Below are 20,466 nucleotides of genomic sequence, written 5' to 3' on the forward strand. Positions count from 1 at the left end.
CCCATGTCCTCCCAGTCGACCAACCCCTCCGTGATCGCTCGCCAGGCACTGTCCTTGATGGATCTGACCAGCCTCAACGATGACGATACCGACCATGTCGTCGAGGCCCTGTGCCAGCGGGCCAAGACGCCGCTGGGCCACACTGCTGCGGTGTGCATCTATCCGCAGTTCGTGGTGCCGGCGCGGCGCGCCCTCACCGCCCACAACCTCAGCGGCCAGGTCAAGATCGCCACCGTGACCAACTTCCCCCACGGCGAAGACGATGTCATGGCAGCCGCCCGCGCTACCCGCGAAGCGGTGGCTTCCGGTGCCGACGAAGTGGACGTGGTCTTCCCCTATCGCGCCTTCATGAATGGCGATGATCAGATCGGCCAGGGACTGGTCGAGATGTGCAAGGCCGCTGCCAGCGGCCGCACCCTCAAGGTGATCCTGGAAACCGGCGAGTTGAAGGACGCCGAGCTGATCCGCCGGGCCAGCGAGCAGGCCATCGCCGGTGGTGCCGACTTCCTCAAGACGTCCACCGGCAAGGTCGCCGTCAACGCGACGCCCGAGGCCGCGCGAGTGATGCTGGAAGTCATCCGCGACGCGGACCGCCCGGTCGGCTTCAAGGCCGCCGGGGGCGTTCGCAGCGTCGAGGACGCCGCCGTCTATCTGGAGCTTGCCGCCGAGATCATGGGTGCCAACTGGGCCCGTCCCGAGACCTTTCGTTTCGGCGCCTCGGGCCTGCTCGACAACCTGCTGATGACCGCCGGTGTCGGTGTCGACGGCGGGGGCCAGTCCGGAGGCTACTGATGCTGTTGCAGGATATTCTTGCCGCCAAGCGTGACGGCCAGGCGCTGTCCAGCGAGGCCATCCGCCAATTCGTGATGGCCATCGCCGATGACAGCGCCGGTCAGGAGCAGATCGGCGCCTTCGCCATGGCCACCTATCTCAACGGCATGACGCTGGATGAGACGGTGGCGCTGACCGAGGCGACCCGGGACTCCGGCAGCGTGCTGGACTACCGGCAGCTTGACCTGCCGGGGCCTATCCTCGACAAGCATTCCACCGGCGGCGTGGGCGACCCGGTATCGCTGATCCTCGGCCCCTGGCTCGCCGCCTGCGGAGCCCACGTGCCGATGATCTCCGGTCGTGGTCTGGGCCACACCGGCGGCACCCTGGACAAGCTCGAGGCCATCGCCGGCTATGACGTCACGCCTCGGCGCACCACCTTCGAGCGCCTGCTCAAGGACGTCGGTGTGGCCATCGTCGGACAGAGCGGCGATCTGGCGCCGGCGGACAAGCGCCTCTACGCGGTGCGCGACGTCACCGCCACCGTCGCCTCGTTGCCGCTGATCGTTGCCTCGATCCTCGGCAAGAAGCTCGCCGAAAACCTCGATGCCCTGGTCATGGACGTCAAGATCGGCAACGGCGCCTTCATGGCGAACGACGACGAGACCCGAACCCTGGCAGCCACCATCGCCGACGTCGCCCGACGTGCCGGCACCCCGACCACGGCGGTGCTCAGCGACATGAACCAGACCCTGGCCGAAAGCGCCGGCAACGCCATCGAGGTACGCGAGTGCCTGGCGATCATGCGCGGTGAGCGGCGCGATTCGCGGCTGTTGACGCTGACCCGCCGCCTGGCGGTGGAAGCGCTGCTGGCCGGCCGACTGGCGACGTCCAAAGAGGACGCCGAACGCCAGCTCGAGGCACGCCTGGCCAGCGGCGACGTGGCCGAGCGCTTCGAGCGCATGGTGGCAGGTCTTGGCGGACCGACCGACCTGCTGGAAAACGCAGGCGCCCTGCCCGCCCCGGCCCCGGTGATCCAGGACGTCCTGGCCGAGCATCCGGGACGGGTGGCACGTCAGGACGTCAAGGCGCTGGGCATGGCGGTGGTCGAGCTGGGCGGCGGGCGCCGCCGTGCCGGCGACGCCATCGACCATCGTGTCGGCCTGGACGCCATCGCCGCCATCGGCCAGACGGTCGACCGTCACACCCCGCTGGCGCGCATTCACGCCGCCAGCCAGGCGGACGCCGACAGACTCGCGGCACGAGTACGTGAGGCCTTCACCCTCGGCGACGAGGGCACGCCCCCGCCACTGGTGCACGAGACCTTGTGCGATCCTTCGATAACGGGAGAGACACCATGAGCCGCGCGATCGTGCTGGTGATGGATTCCTTCGGCATCGGTGCTGCCCCCGACGCCGAGCGCTTCGGCGACGCCGGCGCCGATACCCTGGGCCATATCGCCGAGGCCTGTGCCCGCGGGCAGGCCGACGACCGTGGCCGCCGCGGCCCGCTGCAACTTCCCAACCTGGCCCGCCTGGGGCTCTATCACGCCCACCGCGAGGCCACCGGCGCCAGCGCCGCAGGCATCCAGCTAGGCGAGATCGACGGCGCCTACGCACACGCCATGGAGGTATCCTCGGGCAAGGACACCCCGTCCGGGCACTGGGAAATCGCCGGGGTCCCGGTGCGCTTCGACTGGGGGTACTTCGAGGACAGGGAGCAGAGCTTTCCGCCGCAACTGCTCGAGGCATTGATCGAGGAGGCGGCGCTACCCGGTGTGCTGGGCAACTGCCACGCCTCAGGCACCGAGATCATCGCCCGTCTGGGTGAAGAACACTGCGCCAGCGGCAAGCCCATCGTCTACACCTCCGCCGACAGCGTCTTCCAGATCGCCGCCCATGAGGACAGCTTCGGCCTTGAGCGCCTGCTGTCATTGTGCGAGACCGCCCGGCGGCTGCTCGAGCCCTACAATATCGGTCGGGTGATCGCGCGCCCCTTCGTCGGTGACGACGCCGCGAGCTTCCAGCGCACCGGCAATCGTCGCGACTATAGCGTCGAGCCGCCCTCGCCCACGGTGCTGTCGAAGCTTCACGACGCCGGCGGCGAGGTCGTGGCGATCGGCAAGATCGCCGACATCTATGCCCACTGCGGCATCAGTCGTCTGATCAAGGCGTCGGGCCATGACGCTTTGATGGAAACGACCCTGGCGGCCATGGATGAACCGGTAGCGAGCGACACCCAGCGCCTGATCATGACCAACTTCGTCGACTTCGACATGGTCTACGGCCATCGCCGCGACGTCTCCGGCTATGCGGCGGCGCTGGAAGCCTTCGACCGACAGTTGCCGGCGCTGCTCGAACGGCTGACCGACGACGATCTGCTGGTGATCACCGCCGACCACGGCTGCGACCCCACCTGGCAAGGCAGCGACCACACCCGCGAGTTCATCCCGGTACTGGCCAGTGGCGCCGGGCTTGCGGCCGGATCGCTGGGGCGTAGGCAGAGCTTCGCCGACATCGGCCAGAGCCTGGCGAGCTATTTCGGTCTTGCCCCCATGGCCGACGGTGAAAGCTTTATCGAGCGCAAACGAGCATTGGATAGACGAGGAGCTTAGATGGCTACCCCCCACATCAAGGCCGAACGTGGTGATTTCGCCGACACCGTGCTGATGCCCGGCGATCCCCTGCGCGCCAGATACATCGCCGAGACCTTTCTCGAGGATGCGCGCCTGGTCAACGAGGTGCGCAACATGTACGGCTACACCGGCCGCTACAAGGGACGCGAGATCTCTGTCATGGGCCACGGCATGGGCATCCCCTCGGTATCGATCTACGCCAAGGAACTGATCACCGAATTCGGCGCCAGACGGCTGATCCGCGTGGGTTCCTGCGGCGCCGTGCGCGACGACGTCAAGGTACGTGACCTGATCATCGGCCTCGGCGGCAGCACCGACTCCGGCGTCAACCGCTCGCGCTTTCGCGGCCTCGACTTCGCCGCCATCGCCGATTTCGACCTGACCCGTGCCGCCGTGGACGCCGCCGGCGCCCAGGGCACCCCGGTCAAGGTCGGCAACATCTTCTCTGCCGACCTGTTCTATCACCCGGACCCGGCGCTGATCGACTGCCTGCGCAAGTTCGACATCGTCGGCGTCGAGATGGAGGCCGCCGGGCTCTATGGCGTCGCCGCCGAATTCGGCGCCCGCGCCCTGACCATCTGCACGGTATCGGACCATATCGTCAACGGCGACAGTCTCTCCAGCGACGAGCGCGCCACCAGCTTCGACGAGATGATGACCATCGCCCTCGAGGCCGTGCTCGAGGACGACCGCCAGCAAACCAGTCGCCAGGAGACCACCCGATGAGCGATCCAAGGACGACAGAGACCGTCGACGCCGATATCGTCAAGGCGCTGATCGAGGTACGCGGCCGCGCCTACGTGCCCTACTCCAGCCATCCGGTAGGCGCCCTGCTGATCAGCGACTCGGGAGCCCGCTATGTCGGCGCCAACGTCGAGGTCGCCCACTACAAGGGGCTGTGCGCCGAGGCCTCAGCCATCGCCGCCATGGTCACCAGCGGCGAGACCCGGCTGAAGGAGGTCTACGTCATCGGTCCCGGCGAGCACCTGTGCACCCCCTGCGGTGACTGCCGTCAGCGCCTGCGCGAGTTCTCCTCCCCCGACACCCTGATCCGGGTGGTGGACGCGGACGGCCAACTGCTCAAGCGCTACACCATGGATGAGTTGCTGCCGGACTCCTTCGGGCCGGAAAACCTGGGCAAGGACTCCGCTTTCGTCAGCTAGGCGAGCGAATTCACTTCCTGGAAGTTGTCCGCTCTGGCGCTGCCGAATCGGCTCGATTTGCCTGGCAGACCTGCCTGAGCGCCAAACGAACTGACTCGGCAACCGGAGCGCTACTGGATGCCCTGAAACAATCTCGGATTGTAGATCCGTGCCCGGATGTCGATGAGCGAGACGTTGTCCATGTCCGGGTGCAGCGGATTCACCACCGCCACCTGATCAATGCCCGCAGCAGCGGTACTTGGCACCAGCAGTATCAAGTTGCGGGCCGCCGACAGGAACGCGGTACCGAGTCGCCGCGTGTGTTCAGGAGGGGGAAACAGGTCCCAGCCATCAGGCAATTCATCGACTCCGACCTTCTCGACGGCGCTGCTTTGTACGTCATAGATGCCCAGGCGAAAATCCTTCGGGACCAAGCGCGGGTCTGGAATATAGTTACCCATTTCCAGCATGGCGACGGAGGCACTGGTACCGAAATACAGCACCGGATGGCCGGGGTCATTCCAGCGCGCCCCATCGTGATAGCTGGCACCGCGCCCGGACAGGTTGGTCAGAAAACGCTCAGGAGCGATACGGTACAGCCTCATCAACTGAAGTCGCCGTGACTGATCTTGCGCAGCACCTGTCGTACCAGTTCACGGCCAGCAAAGGTATCCAGGAGTTCGATCGGGCGCGAGCCGGCGAGTGCGGGTACCTCGGCGTGCAGCCATTGATGACCGACCGCTTCGTCAGCGAACACCTCACCTACCTCGACAAACAACTTCAGCGTGTCGAGCACTTCTTCGCTTTGCGCACGCCCCAGCGCCTTGCGCTTGTAGAAGCGATGCAGATTGCCGGAGTCCGTCTCCAGCAGTCGTACAAAGAGATCGCGGTCGGCCGACAGTGCATCGATCGCCTGTTTGAGCACGCTTCCCGGCAGCCCTTGCCTGACGGTTCTGATAAAAGCGGCTGAATCGGTGTACACCTCGCGGGGCAGGTCGATCTGCGCCATCACCCCGCCACCCGCTGCACGGTCCTTTTCGAGAAGCTCCATCGCGGTCTCCCGGCGCTCACTCGCTGGCACGGCGCCAGCAACATTCCCACCTGTACGCTTCAGCATACATCAGATCGAAGTTTTACCAACATCAATATGACCCAAACTCGGCAAGGGTGCACTTTCGCCGACTCGCCACCACACAGCGGAACGCGTCACTGCCAGCGGGCAGCACCGGCCCGAGCCAATTCGGCCTATGCTCAATACTGTTCAGCGCGACCCCGCCCGGCTCACCACAATCGCTCGAGACGTGACGTTCGCTTTGGCCGCGAGGCAGGACGAGGGTCACCCGCGCTGCATCACCCTGTGCAGGTCATCGGGGTGGCGGCCATCACGGCGCAAGCTCCTGCGTCCAAGTACCCGCCTCAATTCAAACAACAAGGTAACGGTCCATGACCACAGACTTCTCTCCCGGCGACAATATCGCCATGAAGATTCCCGCCCACGAGTACGAGGCGACCGTTGCCTTCTACCGCGAGATCCTGAAGTTCGAGGAATTGACGCCCCCCGGTGACCGGGAGACGCCGCGCTTTGCCTTCGGCGACAAGGTGCTGTGGCTGGATCGCGAGCCGCACTTGAGCCAGGCGGAGATCTGGCTTCAGATCGTTGCCAGCGACATCCAGGCCGCCTCGAGCTACCTCGAACAGCGTGGCTGTCAGCGCTGCGACGAGATCGAGCACCTGCCGGAAGCCTTCAACTCGTTCTGGATCACCAGCCCCTGCAATATCATCCACCTGGTGTCACCCGCCGATGACTCGCCCCCCGACGATATGACAAAGGAAAACTGAGCCAGTTGACTGCAGCTGCCGCAGCCAGCCGGACGCAAAAAAGGCCACCACTGGTGGCCCACAAGGCTTGCTGGACTTGCCTGAGATCGGTTCCATCAGACGTGCTGTAGCGTCTTTCGCGTGGCGAGACTGGCGGTGACGCCACGCGATTCGAAGGCTCGTTTGTCCCAAGTGGTGGCCGCGCTTGCTTCAGGCCACCCTTGCTTCAGGCCGCTTTGGGTTCATGAGTCCCACGACGTCAGACGCTTTGCTTCAGGCTACCTTTCCCTTGCTGAAGCGCTTCTTCAGGTAGGCGACGATGTCCATGGATTCGTACATCCAGGTCTCGCTGCCGTCTTCATTGGTAATCAGCAGGCACGGCACCTGAATCTTGCCGCCGCCTTCCTTCAGTGCCTTGCGGTGCGCCGGGTTGGCGCCCGCGTCGCGGATATCCACCTCGACGCCGAGCTTGTCGAGTTCACGGCGCACAAAGGCGCAGAACGGGCAGTGGGCGAAATGGTAAAGCGCGAGATCCTTGGCAACGGTCATGGTGACGACTCCCTCGTGGGTGATACCGCTCGTTGACGATGTGGTCGGTGACGTCACTCCCTTCAAGAGTCGACGACACCCGAAACAGTTGGTGCAGGCGACGGCGCGTTCCGGAGGTTCAACCTTGGCGCTGAGCCTTGGTACCAGACCTTGGCGCTGAGCCTTGGTACCAGACCTTGCCGCCGCCCGACTTGCTAGCTTGGTGTCGCCACTCGCGAGTTCCTGACAGCCTTTCCCGACTTTTCTCACCTCAGTGCATTGCATGCGGGGTACAGCACAACGCCATCAGGTTCCCGGATCGGGCGAGGCGCCGGTAGCACTGGTTTGATGGTGGGGGTCTGCCACCCCGGCCTGGCCTCGGGCGCGCCCGCTGGCATCGCGCCCCTGGTGGTCGGCCTCGCCTTCGCTGGTGGTGCCATCGAGACGCCCGCCGCCACGGCCTTCCATGCTGACGCTGAGGCGCGGCGCGCCCAGTTCGACGCCCATCTCCTCCATGCGCTGCTTGAGCAGCATGTTGAAGGCACGGGCCACGTCCCACTGCATTTCCGGCGAGGTGCGAAAGCGCATCCGCAGGATCGCGCAGCCATCCTCGAAACGATCGATACCCTGCATTTCCAGCGGTGACCAGATGTGGTGGCGCATGATCGGATCCTGGCGCAGATCCCGGGCGGTCTCCTGCATCAGGGTGGTGGCGTCGTCGATCTTCATGTCGAAGGGAATGCGGATCTTCATCAGCGCCACGCCGAACTGCCGCGACATGTTATGGATGGAGTCGATACGCGAGAAGGTCAGGATATGCACGATGCCGTCCAGGTCACGCAGGCGTACGGTCCTGAGCGTCAACCCTTCCACCGTGCCCATGTGGCCGTTGATCTCGACGAAGTCGTCCACCGCCAGGGAGTCCTCGATCAGGATGAAGATGCCGGTGATCAGGTCCTGCACCAGGGTCTGGGCGCCGAAGCCGATGGCCAGACCGATCACCCCGGCACCGGCCAGCAGCGGCGTCACGTTGACCCCCAGATTGGCCAGGCCGACGATGGAGGCGATGATCACGATGGCTGCGAAGATCACGTTGCGAATCATCGGGGTGATGGTCTGGGCCCGTGCCTGGTTGACCCGGCGCCCGCGCGAGTGCGCCGAGGAGGTCAGCGCCCGCTGGATGGCGGTATCGGCGAAGATCCACACCAGCCAGGCCAGCAATACGGTAAAGGCGATCGCCAGGATCGCCTGGCCGATGCGCACGCTGGCCACCCCTTCGCGGCCGATGCCCACCAGCGAGCCACCCCACACCTGCAGCGACAGCTCGGCGAACACCAGCCAGGCAAGCACATGCCCCAGGGTATAGGCGAAACGTTCGAGCCTGCGGCGATACTCGCTGTGGTGGCGGTGGCGACCCCGGCTGTGGTCATGACGTTCGTTCTGGCGGCGCAGCAGCGCGGTAACCACCAGCGTCAGCACCAGCAGGGCGGCGTTGATGATCGAACGGGCCAGTGCGGTACCGACATCGCCTCCGGTGACGAAGATCGCCACCAGCGAGGCCCCCACCAGCAGCAACGCGGGAATATGCCACAGCCGACCGATCACCCGGGTGACCTCGGTGGGACTCGAGCAATCGCTGCGGATGGTGTAGGTGCGGTTGCGAATCAGATGCTTGATCGGCCGCTTGAAGCGAACGATGAAGCGGAAGGTCAGCACCGCGGCCAGGATATTGGCCAGCACCGAGGCTAGCGAGGACAGGTCGACCCCCAGCAGGTCCACCAGACGTTCGGTCTTGAAGGCGTCGCCGAGGGCGATCAGTGCGCCGATGACGAACAGCGGACGCAGAGCCCGCTGCTGCAGCAGCTTGACCGCGGTATAGCGATGCCCGCGGGTGAACACCGAGATGACGATCTCGACCACCACCGACAGGATGCGCCCGCACAGTGCGGCGTAGGCGATCACCGATACGACAGTGCGCCCGGCGCTGCCGGGCACCAGCTGTGACACCCCCAGCACCGCCAGAAAGGCCAGCGCCCAGGGCAGCATGCGGCGCAGAAAGTGAGCCGCCAGCAGCCACGCCTTGGGCTCTCTCGGCAGGTCCATCGGCCAGCCCCGGCGGGACCCGATCAGACGCCCCAGCGCCACCAGGATGATCACCATGCCACCCCAGATCGTCAGCAGGATGCTGAACTCCACGGCGAACTGGGCCAGCTCGCTATGGCTGGTGTCGGCGATCAGGCCATTGATATCGCGCCAGCCCTCCGCCAGCTTGGCGCGCCACTGGGCCATGGGCGACCCGGCCCCTTCGGCCTGCTCGCCAAGCTCGGTGAAGGTGTCGGCAAGCGCCCCCAGCAGTCCCTGGGAACCGGTGCCGGTTTCCGCTGCGGCCTGGCCCGCGTCGCGCAGTGACCTGAGGCTATCGAGCAACTCCTGACGGCTCTGGTCGCTTTCCAGCGTCTGGATCAGGGTATCCAGGGATCGCTGCAGCTCTTCGGAGGAGGCTTCCTGGGGGGCCTGTTCACCGCCCCCGGCCAGGGCCTCCAGCGCCAGGCCCTGGGCCGACGCCTGAACGGGCAAAATACATGCCCCAATGAGAAAGAGAAGCACAAACCATTGAAATATGTGAACTATTTTACTTCTATGCAGCAACATTCGTGCTCCCTGCCGGTGAGGACTCGGCGCCGCCGCCGATGAAAAGTGACCGCCTATGGTAGTCTGCGAAGTAACGTCCCACTAATGCCTTATCAGGATGCCGCCATGAAAGCTCAAGCGCCACCCGAGCCCACCACCGCCGACGGAGACATCCGCAAGGTGGGAGTGGAAATCGAGTTCGCCGGCCTGGACCCCATGGCCACCGCAGAGATGGTCCAGTCCCTGTTCGACGGTCGTATCGAGGTCCAGAGCGCCCACCGGATGAAGGTCAGCGACACCCAGTGGGGCGACTTCAAGATCGAACTGGACTCTCAGTACGTCCACCCCGAATCCCCCGAGGACGCGGCCAAGACACCCGGCGACGACTGGGATCGCATGCGCCGCGACCTCGATCGTCGCTCTCGCGAGCTGCTTGGCGACATGGTCACCGGCCTGGTGCCGACGGAAGTCGTCTGCCCCCCGGTCCCCTGGGATGAGCTCGACAAGCTGGACACGCTGTTCGACGGACTGCGCGAGCACGGCGCCAAGGGCACCGAGGCCAGCCTGATGTACGGTTTCGGTCTGCATCTGAATCCGGAGCTCCCGAGCCTCGAGGCCGAGGACATCCTGCGCTATCTGCGCGCCTACCTGCTGTCCGCCGACTGGCTGCGCGAACAGATCCGGGTCGATATCACCCGGGAGGTGCTGCCCCACGCCAATCCCTTCCACAAACGCTACTGCCTCAAGCTGTTCGACGAGGACTATGCTCCCGATATCGACCAGTTGATCGATGACTATCTGGCCGACAACGACACTCGCAACCGCGATCTGGACATGCTGCCGTTGTTCGCCCACCTGAGGCCCGACCATCCCCACGAGCTGTTTCGCAAGGAACTTGTCCAGCCGCGACCCACCTTTCACTACCGTCTGCCCAACGCTCAGCTTTCCGAAGCCGACTGGGGCGCGGTGACCGAATGGAACCGCTGGCTCGAGGTAGAACGCCTGGCCTGCGCGCCCGAGACCTTGCATGAGCGTATGGCGGAGTATCGAGCCCGTCACCTCGACAGCTCGCTGTGGCAAAAGATAAAGCACAAGCTCAAGGGAGACTCCAAGGATGGCTGAACGCCCGGTGATCGGTATTTCCACCTCCGACCACAAGAGCCTGCTGGCCTGGTGCTTCGACTGGTTCGCGGTGTGGCGCCATGGAGGCAAACCGCTCAGGCTATCGCCGTCGCGGCCACGACCGGACCGGCTCGATGGCCTGATCGTCGGCGGAGGTGATGACATCCAGGCGCATCTGTACGGCGGCGAGATGCAGCTCGACGTGCGCGTCGATCCAGAACGTGACGAACTGGAACTCGAGCTGCTGGCCCGCGAGATCCCGCGCAATACACCGGTACTCGGTATCTGCCGCGGCTCGCAACTGATCAACGTCCACCTGGGTGGCACCCTGGACAGCGACATCTACACCACCCACGAAGGGCTCAAGCGCCGGCGCACCGTGCTGCCACGCAAGACCGTTGACATCGTCGAGGGTAGCCGACTACATCAGCTGCTGCGGGTCAGCTGGTGTCGCATCAACAGCCTTCATCACCAGGCGGTGGAACACACCGGTCGCGGTGTCGATATCGTGGCACGTGACCGGGACGGCCTGGTTCAGGGGATCGAGTCCCGTGAGCACGACTTCCTGCTGGGGGTTCAGTGGCACCCGGAATTCCTGATCTTCAATCGCCCCCAGCAACGACTCATCCGCGCTCTGGTCGACGCGGCGAGAAAGCCCCACGCCGAGCGCCAGGTGCCACCGGAACCCCGCGCCGAACGTCCCACGCAAAGCGCCTCCTGAGCACGAGCCTTCGAGGGTCAATGCAGCTGCGCGAAAAAGCCCGCCAATCGGCGGGCTTTTCCATGTGGCAACAACATCGTGGCAACGACGTCGCTGACGCGACCCGGCCGGATCAGGCCAGCTTGGCGTCCAGGCTGATCTCGGCGTTCAACAGCTTGGAGATCGGGCAGCCGGCCTTGGCCTTCTCGGCGGCCTCCTGGAACACCGACTCGTCGGCGCCGGGGATGCTGGCGCGAGTGGTCAGATGCACCTTGGTCACGGCGAAGCCACCGTCGACCTCATCGAGGGTCACCTCGGCGCTGGTGTCGATGCTGTCGGCTTCAAGGTCGGACTCGCCCAGAATCATCGACAGTGCCATGGAATAGCAGCTGGCGTGGGCCGCACCGATCAGCTCTTCCGGATTGGTCCCGGCCTGGCCTTCGAAGCGCTGCTTGAAGTCATAGGGAACATCGCTGAGCGCGTCGCTGTTGGTGGACACAACGCCCTTGCCCTGCTTGAGACTGCCCTTCCACTGCGCGGATGCGGTGTTGGTGATACTCATGACGACTCCTTCCAGTTGAGATACACGGGCTGGTAAACACACTACGGTGGCGCCTCTTCCTGAGGCGCTCGCCCCGCCACCTCCCATCGATGGGCGGTACCTGCGGGGCCAATCATCCCTGGCGGGACAACTGATGACTTCACCATGCATCTTGTACCGAGGTCTGTCCAGCCTCGTCTTGCGCGCCGACGGTCATGGCTGCGATAGTCGATCGCATCTCTGGAAAACTATTCCGCAAAGGTGTGCGACATGACGACTGCCAAGGTTCTGCTGGAAACCGGAAGCACCGCCGAGGCCCTGCCTGCCCTGGGCCAGGGCACCTGGTACATGGGTGAAGGGCGTGCGCCCCGGCGACAGGAAATCGCCGCCCTGCAACGTGGGCTGGAGCGAGGTCTGCGGCTGATCGACAGCGCCGAAATGTACGGCGACGGTGCCGCCGAACGCCTGGTCGGCGAGGCCATCCAGGGTCGCCGCGACCAGGCGTTTGTGGTCTCCAAGGTCTACCCCTGGAACGCCGGTCGCGACAGCGCCATCGCCGCCTGCGAAGCGAGTCTTGAGCGCCTGGGCACCGATTACCTGGATCTGTACCTGCTGCACTGGCCGGGGAGCATCCCACTGGACGAAACGCTGGAGGCCTTCGATCGCCTGGTCGCTGCCGGCAAGATTCGTCGCTTCGGTGTGTCGAACTTCGACGTGGACGATATGCAGACGCTGGCTCGCCTGCCCGGTGGCGGCGACTGCGCGGTCAACCAGGTCCTCTACCATCTGGCGTCGCGGGGAATCGAGATTGCCCTGAGGCCATGGCAACGCCGGCAACGGATGCCGCTGATGGCTTACTGTCCGCTGGCCCAGGCCGGCGCCGTCGGCGCAGATCCCCTGGCCGACCCGCAACTTGGTGAGCTCGCCGCGGACCTCGGCCTGACCCCGGCGCAACTGCTGCTGGCCTGGGCCATCCGACCGGTCGAGGGCCAGCACGAGGTCATCGCGATTCCCAAGGCCGCCTCCCCCGAGCACGTCGACGACAACGCCAGGGCGCTGGAGGTAACCCTGGACGAGGCAACACTTGCGCGACTCGACGCCCTGTATCCGGCGCCACAGCGTAAGGTGCCGCTGGATATCGTCTAGGTGGGTCCAACCTGATGAGAGAGCTGAGTGCGCCTTCGGCTCAGCGAAAGCGCGCTTTCAATTCCGCCAGCCGCTCGGCCAGACTGTCGCTGCCGATCTCCCTCAACCTTTCGATATTGCGCTCGGGGATAGCCTCGGGGTCGGGATAGTGGGCCAGCGCCCTTTCCAGACCCTCTTCACGCAGCAGATGCCAGACCGGCCAGGGAGAACGATTGGTGAAGTTGGCCGGATCATCATCATCCACGCCGTCGAAGACATAGTCAGGGTGGAAGCTCGCCAGCTGGAAGACGCCCTCGTAGCCACGGTCGGCGAGCAATGCCTCGGCCATGGCCAGGGCGTCGAGATAGTCGTCGAAGTCGGCAAGCCCTCGGGTGAACACCAGCAGACTGGTCTCCACCTCGGGTGTCGTCTCGAGGTGGTGGCAGGCCTCCAGCAGCGCCACCAGGGCGTCCTCGAGCCTGCGCCCGTCGACCTCGATATAGCGAATCGATCCGCGTGTGACCTCACGCCCGGCGAAGGGGCAGACGTTGAGGCCAACCACGAATTCCTCGACCCAGGCTGCGGTGGCCGCAACGCCGGGTGATACCTCTGTGTCGGACATGGCGAGTTCTCGGATGCTTGAGTGAAGGCCGGCTCAGCGCCGTGACGCCAGCCTGTCGGCCAGCCTTGTGGGTTCGGGCAACTTGTAGCGGCCGAGGCAGGCCACCGCCCAGGCCCTGGCCGAATCCACCGACAGCCGGTGGCCCGGCGACACGAACACCGGCTTGACGCCGGCGCGCGAGCGTAGCACGACCCCGATGCGCTCGTCGCCGTCCATCAGGTCGGTACTTTCCGCACGCCCCTCGGGGACCTCGCCATGGCGCCCGGTCAGGCGTTTCTTGGCCACGCCCAGGGTGGGCAGATCCAGCCACAGTCCAAGGTGCGCCGCCACCCCGAGGCGCCGGGGATGGGCGATGCCGTGGCCATCCACCATGACCAGATCCACGCGGCTGTCGAGTCGTTCGAAGGCCGCCAGGGCCGCCGGTATCTCACGAAAGGACAGGAGCCCCGGCACGTAGGGCATGCGCGTCGGCTGACGCGCCACCACCTGCTCGATCGGCGCAAGCCCCGGCCAGGACAGCACCACCACCGCGGCGCGGGTGGTGTCGCCTCCATCTTCGAAGCCGATATCCACTCCGGCAATGTGTTCCACTTCACCGAGGGCGTCCTCGCGTATCAGGCGTCCTGCCAGGGTACGCTGCAAGGCGATGGCCTCCTTCGGTGCCAGGTCCCAGTCGTGCAGCGCAGTCTCTCGTGTCCTGGGGTGCTGGGTCATGTCACCTCCCTGTTGATGACCTGCGGTGGCTGAAGACACCACCCGCTCGCGGTAGACTACGCGCCAGTCACGGGGATCAACAAGCTGCCGGCCGCAGGGCCTGGCGCTCCATCAGGGAGGACGGATGAGGATCATCCACACCGCAGACTGGCATCTGGGCCAGAGCTTTCACGGCCAGGAACGTCACGAGGAACATCGCGCCTTCCTCGACTGGCTGGTCGACATCCTCGCCGAACGCCAGGTGGACGCGCTGCTGGTCGCCGGCGACGTCTTCGATGTGGTCAATCCGTCGCTGCGCGCCCAGGAGCTGCTCTATGACTTTATCGTCAGGGTCCACCAGCGCTGCCCTGACCTGACCATTGCGCTGATCGCCGGCAATCACGACAGCGGCAGCCGCATCGAGCTGCCCGCCCCGCTGATGCAGCACCTGCGCACCCATGCCCTTGGCCGGGTGCGCTTCGTCGATGACGGCGCGCTGGACAGCGATCGCCTGCTGGTGCCCTTGAGCGATGCCCAGGGTGAGGTCCGCGCCTGGTGCCTGGCGCTGCCCTTCCTGCGTCCAGCGGAGATCACCGGTCGTGGCCGGCAGAGCAGACAAGCGGCGGGCGCAGCAGGAGGAGAGACGAACGCCGGCGACGACTATGTGGCCAGCGTCGAGCGGGTCCATCGCGAACTGATCGCGGCGGCCCGGGAAAAGCGCGAGCCTGGCCAGGCGCTGATCGCCATGAGCCACGCCCACCTGCGTGGCGCCACCGTCTCCGAGGCCAGCGAACGCCCTATCGTCATCGGCGGCGAGGAATCGCTGTCGGCCTCGCTGTTTCCCGACGACATCGACTACGTCGCCCTGGGGCACCTGCACCGCGCCCAGCGGGTCGGCGACGAACGCATACGCTACAGCGGCAGCCCGCTGCCGCTGGACTTCAGCGAGGTCGACTACCCCCATCAGGTGCTGATGGCGGACTTCGCCGATGGCGCCCTTGCCCATGTCGAGCCCATCAGCGTGCCGCGGGCGGTGGCCATGCGTCGCCTCGGCCCTGCCCCGCTGGAAGAGATCCTGGGCGCGATCGAGGCGCTGCCGGCCCGCGACGGGGCCGGCCCGGTCGAGCGCTGGGACTGGCTCGAGATCAACGTGCGCCTGGACGCCCCGATGCCGGAGTTGCGCTCGCGCATCGAGCAGGCGCTGGGCGACCGGGCGGTACGCCTGCTGCGACTGAAGCGCGAGCTGCCGGTCACTGAGTCACAGGCACCCGGACGTGGCGAGCGCCTCGAGGACATCGGACCCCGTGAGCTGTTTTCGCGCACCTGGAAAGAGCGCTGGGGCGAGGCGCCGGACGACAGCGTGATCGCCGACTTCGACTGGTTGTGCCAGCGCGTCCAGGACGCGGATGCCGAAGACCAGAGCGCGGATGGACAAGACCAGGGCGCCGCCGAAGGGAGCACGCAGCCATGAAGATTCTCGCCCTGCGCCTGTCCCAACTGGCCTCCCTGCCCGGTCCAGTCGAGCTGGACTTTACCGCGGCGCCACTGGCCGATGCCGGCCTGTTCGCCATCACCGGCCCCACCGGCGCCGGCAAGAGCACCCTGCTCGACGCCCTGTGTCTGGCGCTGTTCGGCAATACGCCCAGGCTTCGCCACGCCCCGGGGCGCGACTCCCATCTGGAGGACCTGGACGGCTCGCGGATCGCCACCGCCGACCCCCGCAGCCTGCTGAGGCGCGGCGCCGCCAGCGGCTACGCCGAGGTCGACTTCATCGGCCGCGACGCTCGCCGTTACCGCGCGCGATGGGCCGTGCGGCGCGCCCGGGACAAGGCCGACGGCAAGCTGCAGGCGGTGGAGCAATCGTTGACCGACCTGGACGACGAACGCCTGTTGACCGCCCAGAAGCGCGAATTCGCCGAGCTGATCCCCGAGCGCCTGGGGCTATCGTTCGAGCAGTTCACCCGCGCCGTGCTGCTGGCCCAGAGCGAGTTCGCGGCCTTTCTCAAGGCCGACGACAACGCCCGCTCGGACCTGCTCGAGAAGCTCACCAATACCCAGGAATACTCGCGCATCTCGGTCGAAAGCTACGCCCGGGCCAAGGAGGCCCGCGACGCGGTGGCCCGCCAGCAGGCGCTGCTCGCCGAGGACGCGCCCAGCGACGACACCGCACGCCAGGCCATGGAGCAGGAACTCGCCGAGGCCGAAGGCGAGCTGGACACCTGCCAGCGGCAGATGAAGGCGCTGGACGAAGAGGCCCAGTGGCTCGCCCAGGACGCCCAGTGGCGCCAGCGCTGCGAACAAGCCGACGCCAGCCTGGTCGAGGCAGAGGCCCGATGGGAGGCACTGAGCGAGCAGCGCCGTGAGTGCGAGATGCTCGAGCGCGTCGCACCCTGGCGCCCCCAGTTGCTGCGCCAGCGTAGCCTTTCTCGACAGTTGCCGGACCAGCGCCAGCAGCTCGAACAAGCCACGTCAGCCCTGGCCCAGGCACGCACCGCCCTGGAACAACAGCACCAGCAAACCAGCCATCGCCGCCAGACCCTGGAGGACAGCGAGCAGGCGCTCGAGCAGGCCCGGCCCGCCATCGCCCAGGCCCGTGAAATTGCCAGCGAACTCAAGGGCCGCGAGCAACAGCATCGACAGCTGGAGGACGAACACCAGAAGCGCAAGCGCCAGCGCGAGGATCTCGACGGGCAGCAGCGAGCCCTGGCAGAGCGCCATCGCCGCCATCTGGAGCAGCGCGACGCCGCCACCCGCACCCTGTCACGCCATCTTGGCCAGCATCAGCAGGTCGCAACGGCCAGGGCCGAGGCCCAGCAGCACCTCGAGGACGCCGGCCATCGTCTGCTGGCGCTGTCCGAACTGGAGCAGCGCTGGCGTCTGCTGCGCCAGCTCGATGAGCAACAGCGCCGGCTCGACGCCGAGCGCCGCCGCGACAGCGCACAGCGCGACGAACTGCTGGACCAAGGCAAGCAGGCGCGGGCGCGCCTGGACCACGCCTCGGCGGAGCACGAGCAGCTCACGCGCTTTATCCAGCGCGCCCGCGCCACCCGAAGCGACAGCGTCGCCGACATGCGCGCCACCCTGGAACCGGACACCGCCTGTCCGGTGTGCGGCAGTCACGAGCACCCCTGGCGAGACTCGCCCCCCGCCACCCCGGAGGCCACCCAGCTCGCCGCCCAGATCGCACTGGAGGATGATCAGCTTGCCGAGTCCGAAAGCCGACTCGGCGAGCTGCGCGAGCAGCGTGACGTCCTGTTCGGGCGCTTTCAGGCGCTGAAGGCCAGCGTCGAACAGGCCGAGACCAGCCTGCTCGCGCTTGAACCTCGAAGGAACGAGGCCCAGGCCGGTCTCGAAGAAGCCCAGGCCGGGCTCGACGACCCGGCGCTCGCCGAGCAGTGGCGCGCCCTCGACGCTGAGGCCCGCCAAGCCTGGCTCACCGAGCACAGCGAAAAGGCCCGCCAGCGCCAGCAACAGGCTCGCGAGCGCCTCCAGGCACTGGACGACGCCGAGCGCCAGCTTGCCCCGCTGGCAGAGGCCATCGAAGACGACGAGCGAGAGCGTCAGGCGCTTGCCTTGCGCGCTGCCAACTTCGACGAGGAACTCAAGCGACTCGACGATCAGCGTCCCGAACTGACCCGCAGCATCGACGAGCACAGACGACGTCTGGCCGAGGCGCTCGGCGATGACCGCTCGGCGGATGCCTGGCTCGAGCGTCTCGAAGCTCAGGTCCGCCAGGCACGTCAGGACCATGAGCAGGCCCGCCAGACCCATGACCAGGCCCAGCGTCAGGTGCTGAGCCTGACCCAGCGGATCGAGCACGAGGGCAAGGCGCTCTCGGTGCTGGAGGACGAAAAGACCCGCCTGGACGCCGAGCTGGAACGCTGGCGCAACGAGCACCCGGACATCACCGATGGCGACCTGGAGCGGCTGCTCGACCAGGCCGATGATGCGCTCAAGGCCCTGCGCGCCCGACTGGACAGCGCCCGCGAGGCCTGCCATACCGCCCGTACTAGTCGCGACGAGCGTCGCCAGGGCTGGCGCGCCTGGCGGGCCCGCCATCTGCCGGAGCAGGACCCGCAGACACTGCTCGACGAGGCCACCCAACGCCAGCTGGATGCACGCCAGGCCGACCTCGACGCCAGACGTGAGGCCAACCGGCCGCGGCTGGAGGCCGCCCAGCAACGCCGCGATGGCGCTCTGCACGCCGTGCGCGACGATGATCGACGCCGGCAGCGCCAACGTGACGGCCTCGAGGCCCTGGAAAGGGCCAGGGCCGAGCATCATCGCTGGGGCCGCATCGCCGAGTTGATCGGCGCCGCCGACGGCAAGACCTTTCGGCGCATCGCCCAGGCCTGGAACCTGGAGCGCCTGATCGACGAGGCCAATGTCCACCTGGCGGGCCTCAGCCGGCGCTACCGTCTGGTGAGAGGGGGCAGCCCGCTGGGGCTCCTGGTGATCGATCAGGACGTCGCCGACGAGCGTCGCTCGGTGCACTCGCTATCCGGCGGCGAGACCTTTCTGGTGTCACTGGCCATGGCGCTCGGGCTCGCCTCGCTGGCCTCGGGGGAGCTGGCCATCGAGTCGCTGTTCATCGACGAAGGCTTCGGCAGCCTCGACCCCCAGTCGCTGGCGCTGGCGATGGACGCCCTCGACGGTCTCCAGGCCCAGGGCCGACGGGTCGGGGTCATCTCCCACGTCCAGGAGATGCATGAGCGCATTCCGGTGCAGATCCAGGTGCACCCCGCCGGCAATGGCGAGAGTCGGGTCGCGCTGTCCGACTGAGTCCCATCCGCCCCGCACGTCGCTGCCGGGCGGACCAGTCTTGGGCGATCCGGGAGAGCAGCGTGCTCGGGCGGTAACCCGGGGCGATATGCTGGGGCGCGTCGCCTGGCCATGGTACATTGACGCTCCTTGTGACCTCAGTCGACGGAGCCTTCATGACCGCACACGACCTGCTCAAGACTCTGGTGGGCTTTGCCACCGTGTCTCGGGATTCCAACCTGGAATTGATCGCCTTCGTCGAAGAGTGGCTCGACCGCTACGGCGTCGATCACTGGCGGGTCGAGAGCGACGACGGTTCCAGGGCCAACCTGCTGGCGCGCATCGGCCCGGCGGTCAAGGGCGGTGTGGTGCTCTCGGGCCATACCGACGTGGTGCCGGTGGTGGGACAGCCATGGACCAGCGATCCCTTCACCCTGACCGCCGGCGAGGGCGACAATGCCGGGCGCCTGTACGGTCGCGGCACCTGTGACATGAAGGGCTTCATCGCCTGCGCCCTGGCCGAGGTACCGCGCTGGAGCGAACTGGAGCTTGAGGTGCCGATCTGGCTGGCGCTGTCCTACGACGAGGAAATCGGCTGCGTCGGCGCCCCGCGCATGATCGAGACGCTGATGGCCGAACACCCCCGCCCTGCCGCCGTGGTGGTCGGCGAGCCGACCCTGATGGAGCCGGTGGTGGCCCACAAGGGGGCCAGCAACTTCCGTACCACGGTGATCGGACGCGAAGCCCACTCGAGCCAGGTGTATCAAGGGGTCTCGGCGATCCACGTCGCCGCCCGCCTGGTCACCCGCATCGAGGACGTCATGGCGGAGCTCAAGGAAGAGGGTCGAGTCGACGAGGCCTTCAGCGTGATCCACTCGAGCCTGCACGTGGGCAAGATCGAGGGCGGCACGGCCATCAACATCATGGCCAGGCGCTGCAGCTTCGAATGGGAAATTCGCCACCTGCCCACCGATGACGCCAAGGAGCTGCTGGCCCGGGTCGAGGCCACCGCCCGCGAACTCGAAGCCCGCATGCGCCAGCGCGCCCCCGAGGCCTCGATCACCACAGAGGCGCTCAACACCACCGTGCCGGCCCTGGCCGATCGTGACAACAGCGAGGCGCTGGGCCTGTGCCGCGAACTGCTCGGCGACAGCCCCGACGGCGCCGCCGTGGCCTACGCCACCGAGGCCGGTCAGTTCCAGCTCGCCGGCCTGCCCACGGTGATCTGCGGCCCCGGCAGCATCAGCCAGGCCCACCAGCCCGACGAATACATCGAGCGCGAACAGCTCGACGCCGGCAGCCGCTTCATGGTCGCCCTCGGTGATCGCCTCACGCGCGGCTGAATCTACACCTGCAAGCGCCCCTGGATTCCCCTTT

The 20,466-nt window shown here is 66.5% G+C and carries 19 protein-coding genes; 12 read left to right on the forward strand and 7 right to left on the reverse strand.

Annotated features, from left to right (window positions below; translation table 11 throughout):
- Nucleotides 1-3 precede the first annotated feature (3 nt).
- From deoC to cdd, 5 genes are read left to right on the forward strand one after another with little or no spacing between them, the layout of a single operon-like run.
- Entirely contained in the window at nucleotides 4-792 is a 789-nt protein-coding gene (gene deoC, locus EBB56_RS01205) for a deoxyribose-phosphate aldolase (RefSeq protein ID WP_045991919.1), read from the forward strand.
- Nucleotides 792-2,132, forward strand: coding sequence for a thymidine phosphorylase (deoA, locus tag EBB56_RS01210; RefSeq protein WP_045991918.1), 1,341 nt, complete (start codon nucleotides 792-794; stop codon nucleotides 2,130-2,132). Before deoC ends, deoA begins: the two co-directional genes overlap by 1 nt.
- Nucleotides 2,129-3,385, forward strand: coding sequence for a phosphopentomutase (locus tag EBB56_RS01215; RefSeq protein ID WP_124802476.1), 1,257 nt, complete (start codon nucleotides 2,129-2,131; stop codon nucleotides 3,383-3,385). Before deoA ends, EBB56_RS01215 begins: the two co-directional genes overlap by 4 nt.
- Complete coding sequence (gene deoD, locus EBB56_RS01220) at nucleotides 3,386-4,132, forward strand: purine-nucleoside phosphorylase (RefSeq protein ID WP_045991916.1); 747 nt, start codon at nucleotides 3,386-3,388, stop codon at nucleotides 4,130-4,132. It abuts the gene before it with no gap.
- Complete coding sequence (cdd, locus tag EBB56_RS01225; protein WP_045991915.1) at nucleotides 4,129-4,569, forward strand: cytidine deaminase; 441 nt, start codon at nucleotides 4,129-4,131, stop codon at nucleotides 4,567-4,569. Before deoD ends, cdd begins: the two co-directional genes overlap by 4 nt.
- A gap of 110 nt (nucleotides 4,570-4,679) precedes the next feature.
- Here the strand turns inward: cdd and EBB56_RS01230 are convergent, their stop codons facing one another.
- Nucleotides 4,680-5,153: an RES family NAD+ phosphorylase gene (locus EBB56_RS01230; RefSeq protein ID WP_045991914.1), complete on the reverse strand. Its 474-nt coding sequence runs from the start codon at nucleotides 5,151-5,153 to the stop codon at nucleotides 4,680-4,682.
- On the reverse strand, nucleotides 5,153-5,599 hold the full coding sequence (locus EBB56_RS01235; RefSeq protein WP_045991913.1) for an antitoxin Xre/MbcA/ParS toxin-binding domain-containing protein: 447 nt from the start codon (nucleotides 5,597-5,599) through the stop codon (nucleotides 5,153-5,155). The genes EBB56_RS01230 and EBB56_RS01235 overlap by 1 nt, the downstream gene beginning before the upstream one ends.
- 392 nt (nucleotides 5,600-5,991) lie before the next feature.
- Here EBB56_RS01235 and EBB56_RS01240 point away from each other — a divergent pair, with 392 nt between their 5' ends.
- A complete protein-coding gene (locus tag EBB56_RS01240) occupies nucleotides 5,992-6,387 on the forward strand; it encodes a VOC family protein (protein WP_045991912.1) in 396 nt (131 codons plus the stop codon).
- A 252-nt stretch (nucleotides 6,388-6,639) separates the two neighbouring features.
- Here the strand turns inward: EBB56_RS01240 and EBB56_RS01245 are convergent, their stop codons facing one another.
- On the reverse strand, nucleotides 6,640-6,915 hold the full coding sequence (locus EBB56_RS01245) for a glutaredoxin domain-containing protein (protein WP_052704282.1): 276 nt from the start codon (nucleotides 6,913-6,915) through the stop codon (nucleotides 6,640-6,642).
- A 285-nt stretch (nucleotides 6,916-7,200) separates the two neighbouring features.
- Entirely contained in the window at nucleotides 7,201-9,546 is a 2,346-nt protein-coding gene (locus EBB56_RS01250) for a mechanosensitive ion channel family protein (protein ID WP_124802478.1), read from the reverse strand.
- Nucleotides 9,547-9,651: 105 nt separating this feature from the next.
- On the opposite strand from EBB56_RS01250, the gene EBB56_RS01255 reads away from it, so the two are divergent.
- Both EBB56_RS01255 and EBB56_RS01260 read left to right on the forward strand, forming a co-directional pair.
- Nucleotides 9,652-10,647, forward strand: a complete 996-nt coding sequence (locus EBB56_RS01255) for an amidoligase family protein (RefSeq protein WP_045991910.1) — start codon at nucleotides 9,652-9,654, stop codon at nucleotides 10,645-10,647.
- Nucleotides 10,640-11,368: a gamma-glutamyl-gamma-aminobutyrate hydrolase family protein gene (locus tag EBB56_RS01260; protein ID WP_045991909.1), complete on the forward strand. Its 729-nt coding sequence runs from the start codon at nucleotides 10,640-10,642 to the stop codon at nucleotides 11,366-11,368. Before EBB56_RS01255 ends, EBB56_RS01260 begins: the two co-directional genes overlap by 8 nt.
- A gap of 112 nt (nucleotides 11,369-11,480) precedes the next feature.
- Here the strand turns inward: EBB56_RS01260 and EBB56_RS01265 are convergent, their stop codons facing one another.
- Nucleotides 11,481-11,909: an OsmC family protein gene (locus EBB56_RS01265; RefSeq protein WP_045991908.1), complete on the reverse strand. Its 429-nt coding sequence runs from the start codon at nucleotides 11,907-11,909 to the stop codon at nucleotides 11,481-11,483.
- A gap of 249 nt (nucleotides 11,910-12,158) precedes the next feature.
- On the opposite strand from EBB56_RS01265, the gene EBB56_RS01270 reads away from it, so the two are divergent.
- Nucleotides 12,159-13,034: an aldo/keto reductase gene (locus EBB56_RS01270; protein WP_108449693.1), complete on the forward strand. Its 876-nt coding sequence runs from the start codon at nucleotides 12,159-12,161 to the stop codon at nucleotides 13,032-13,034.
- A 40-nt stretch (nucleotides 13,035-13,074) separates the two neighbouring features.
- Here the strand turns inward: EBB56_RS01270 and EBB56_RS01275 are convergent, their stop codons facing one another.
- Together EBB56_RS01275 and nfi are read right to left on the reverse strand one after the other, a co-directional pair.
- Nucleotides 13,075-13,635, reverse strand: a complete 561-nt coding sequence (locus tag EBB56_RS01275) for a DUF1415 domain-containing protein (RefSeq protein WP_124802480.1) — start codon at nucleotides 13,633-13,635, stop codon at nucleotides 13,075-13,077.
- Between the two features lie 33 nt (nucleotides 13,636-13,668).
- Complete coding sequence (nfi, locus tag EBB56_RS01280; protein WP_045991905.1) at nucleotides 13,669-14,349, reverse strand: deoxyribonuclease V; 681 nt, start codon at nucleotides 14,347-14,349, stop codon at nucleotides 13,669-13,671.
- A 124-nt stretch (nucleotides 14,350-14,473) separates the two neighbouring features.
- Between nfi and EBB56_RS01285 the strand changes: the two genes are divergently transcribed.
- The 3 genes from EBB56_RS01285 (at nucleotide 14,474) to argE (ending at nucleotide 20,432) form a co-directional block, all read left to right on the forward strand.
- The gene (locus EBB56_RS01285; RefSeq protein ID WP_124802482.1) at nucleotides 14,474-15,799 is read left to right on the forward strand and encodes an exonuclease SbcCD subunit D C-terminal domain-containing protein; all 1,326 of its coding nucleotides are present in this window, start codon (nucleotides 14,474-14,476) and stop codon (nucleotides 15,797-15,799) included.
- Entirely contained in the window at nucleotides 15,796-19,110 is a 3,315-nt protein-coding gene (locus tag EBB56_RS01290) for an AAA family ATPase (RefSeq protein WP_124802484.1), read from the forward strand. Before EBB56_RS01285 ends, EBB56_RS01290 begins: the two co-directional genes overlap by 4 nt.
- A 155-nt stretch (nucleotides 19,111-19,265) precedes the next feature.
- Nucleotides 19,266-20,432 (forward strand): acetylornithine deacetylase, encoded by a 1,167-nt coding sequence (gene argE, locus EBB56_RS01295; protein WP_124802486.1) that lies wholly within the window; start codon nucleotides 19,266-19,268, stop codon nucleotides 20,430-20,432.
- The last annotated feature ends 34 nt before the right edge of the window (nucleotides 20,433-20,466 follow it).

This window comes from Halomonas sp. YLB-10, assembly GCF_003856855.1.
Classification (GTDB): domain Bacteria; phylum Pseudomonadota; class Gammaproteobacteria; order Pseudomonadales; family Halomonadaceae; genus Halomonas; species Halomonas litopenaei.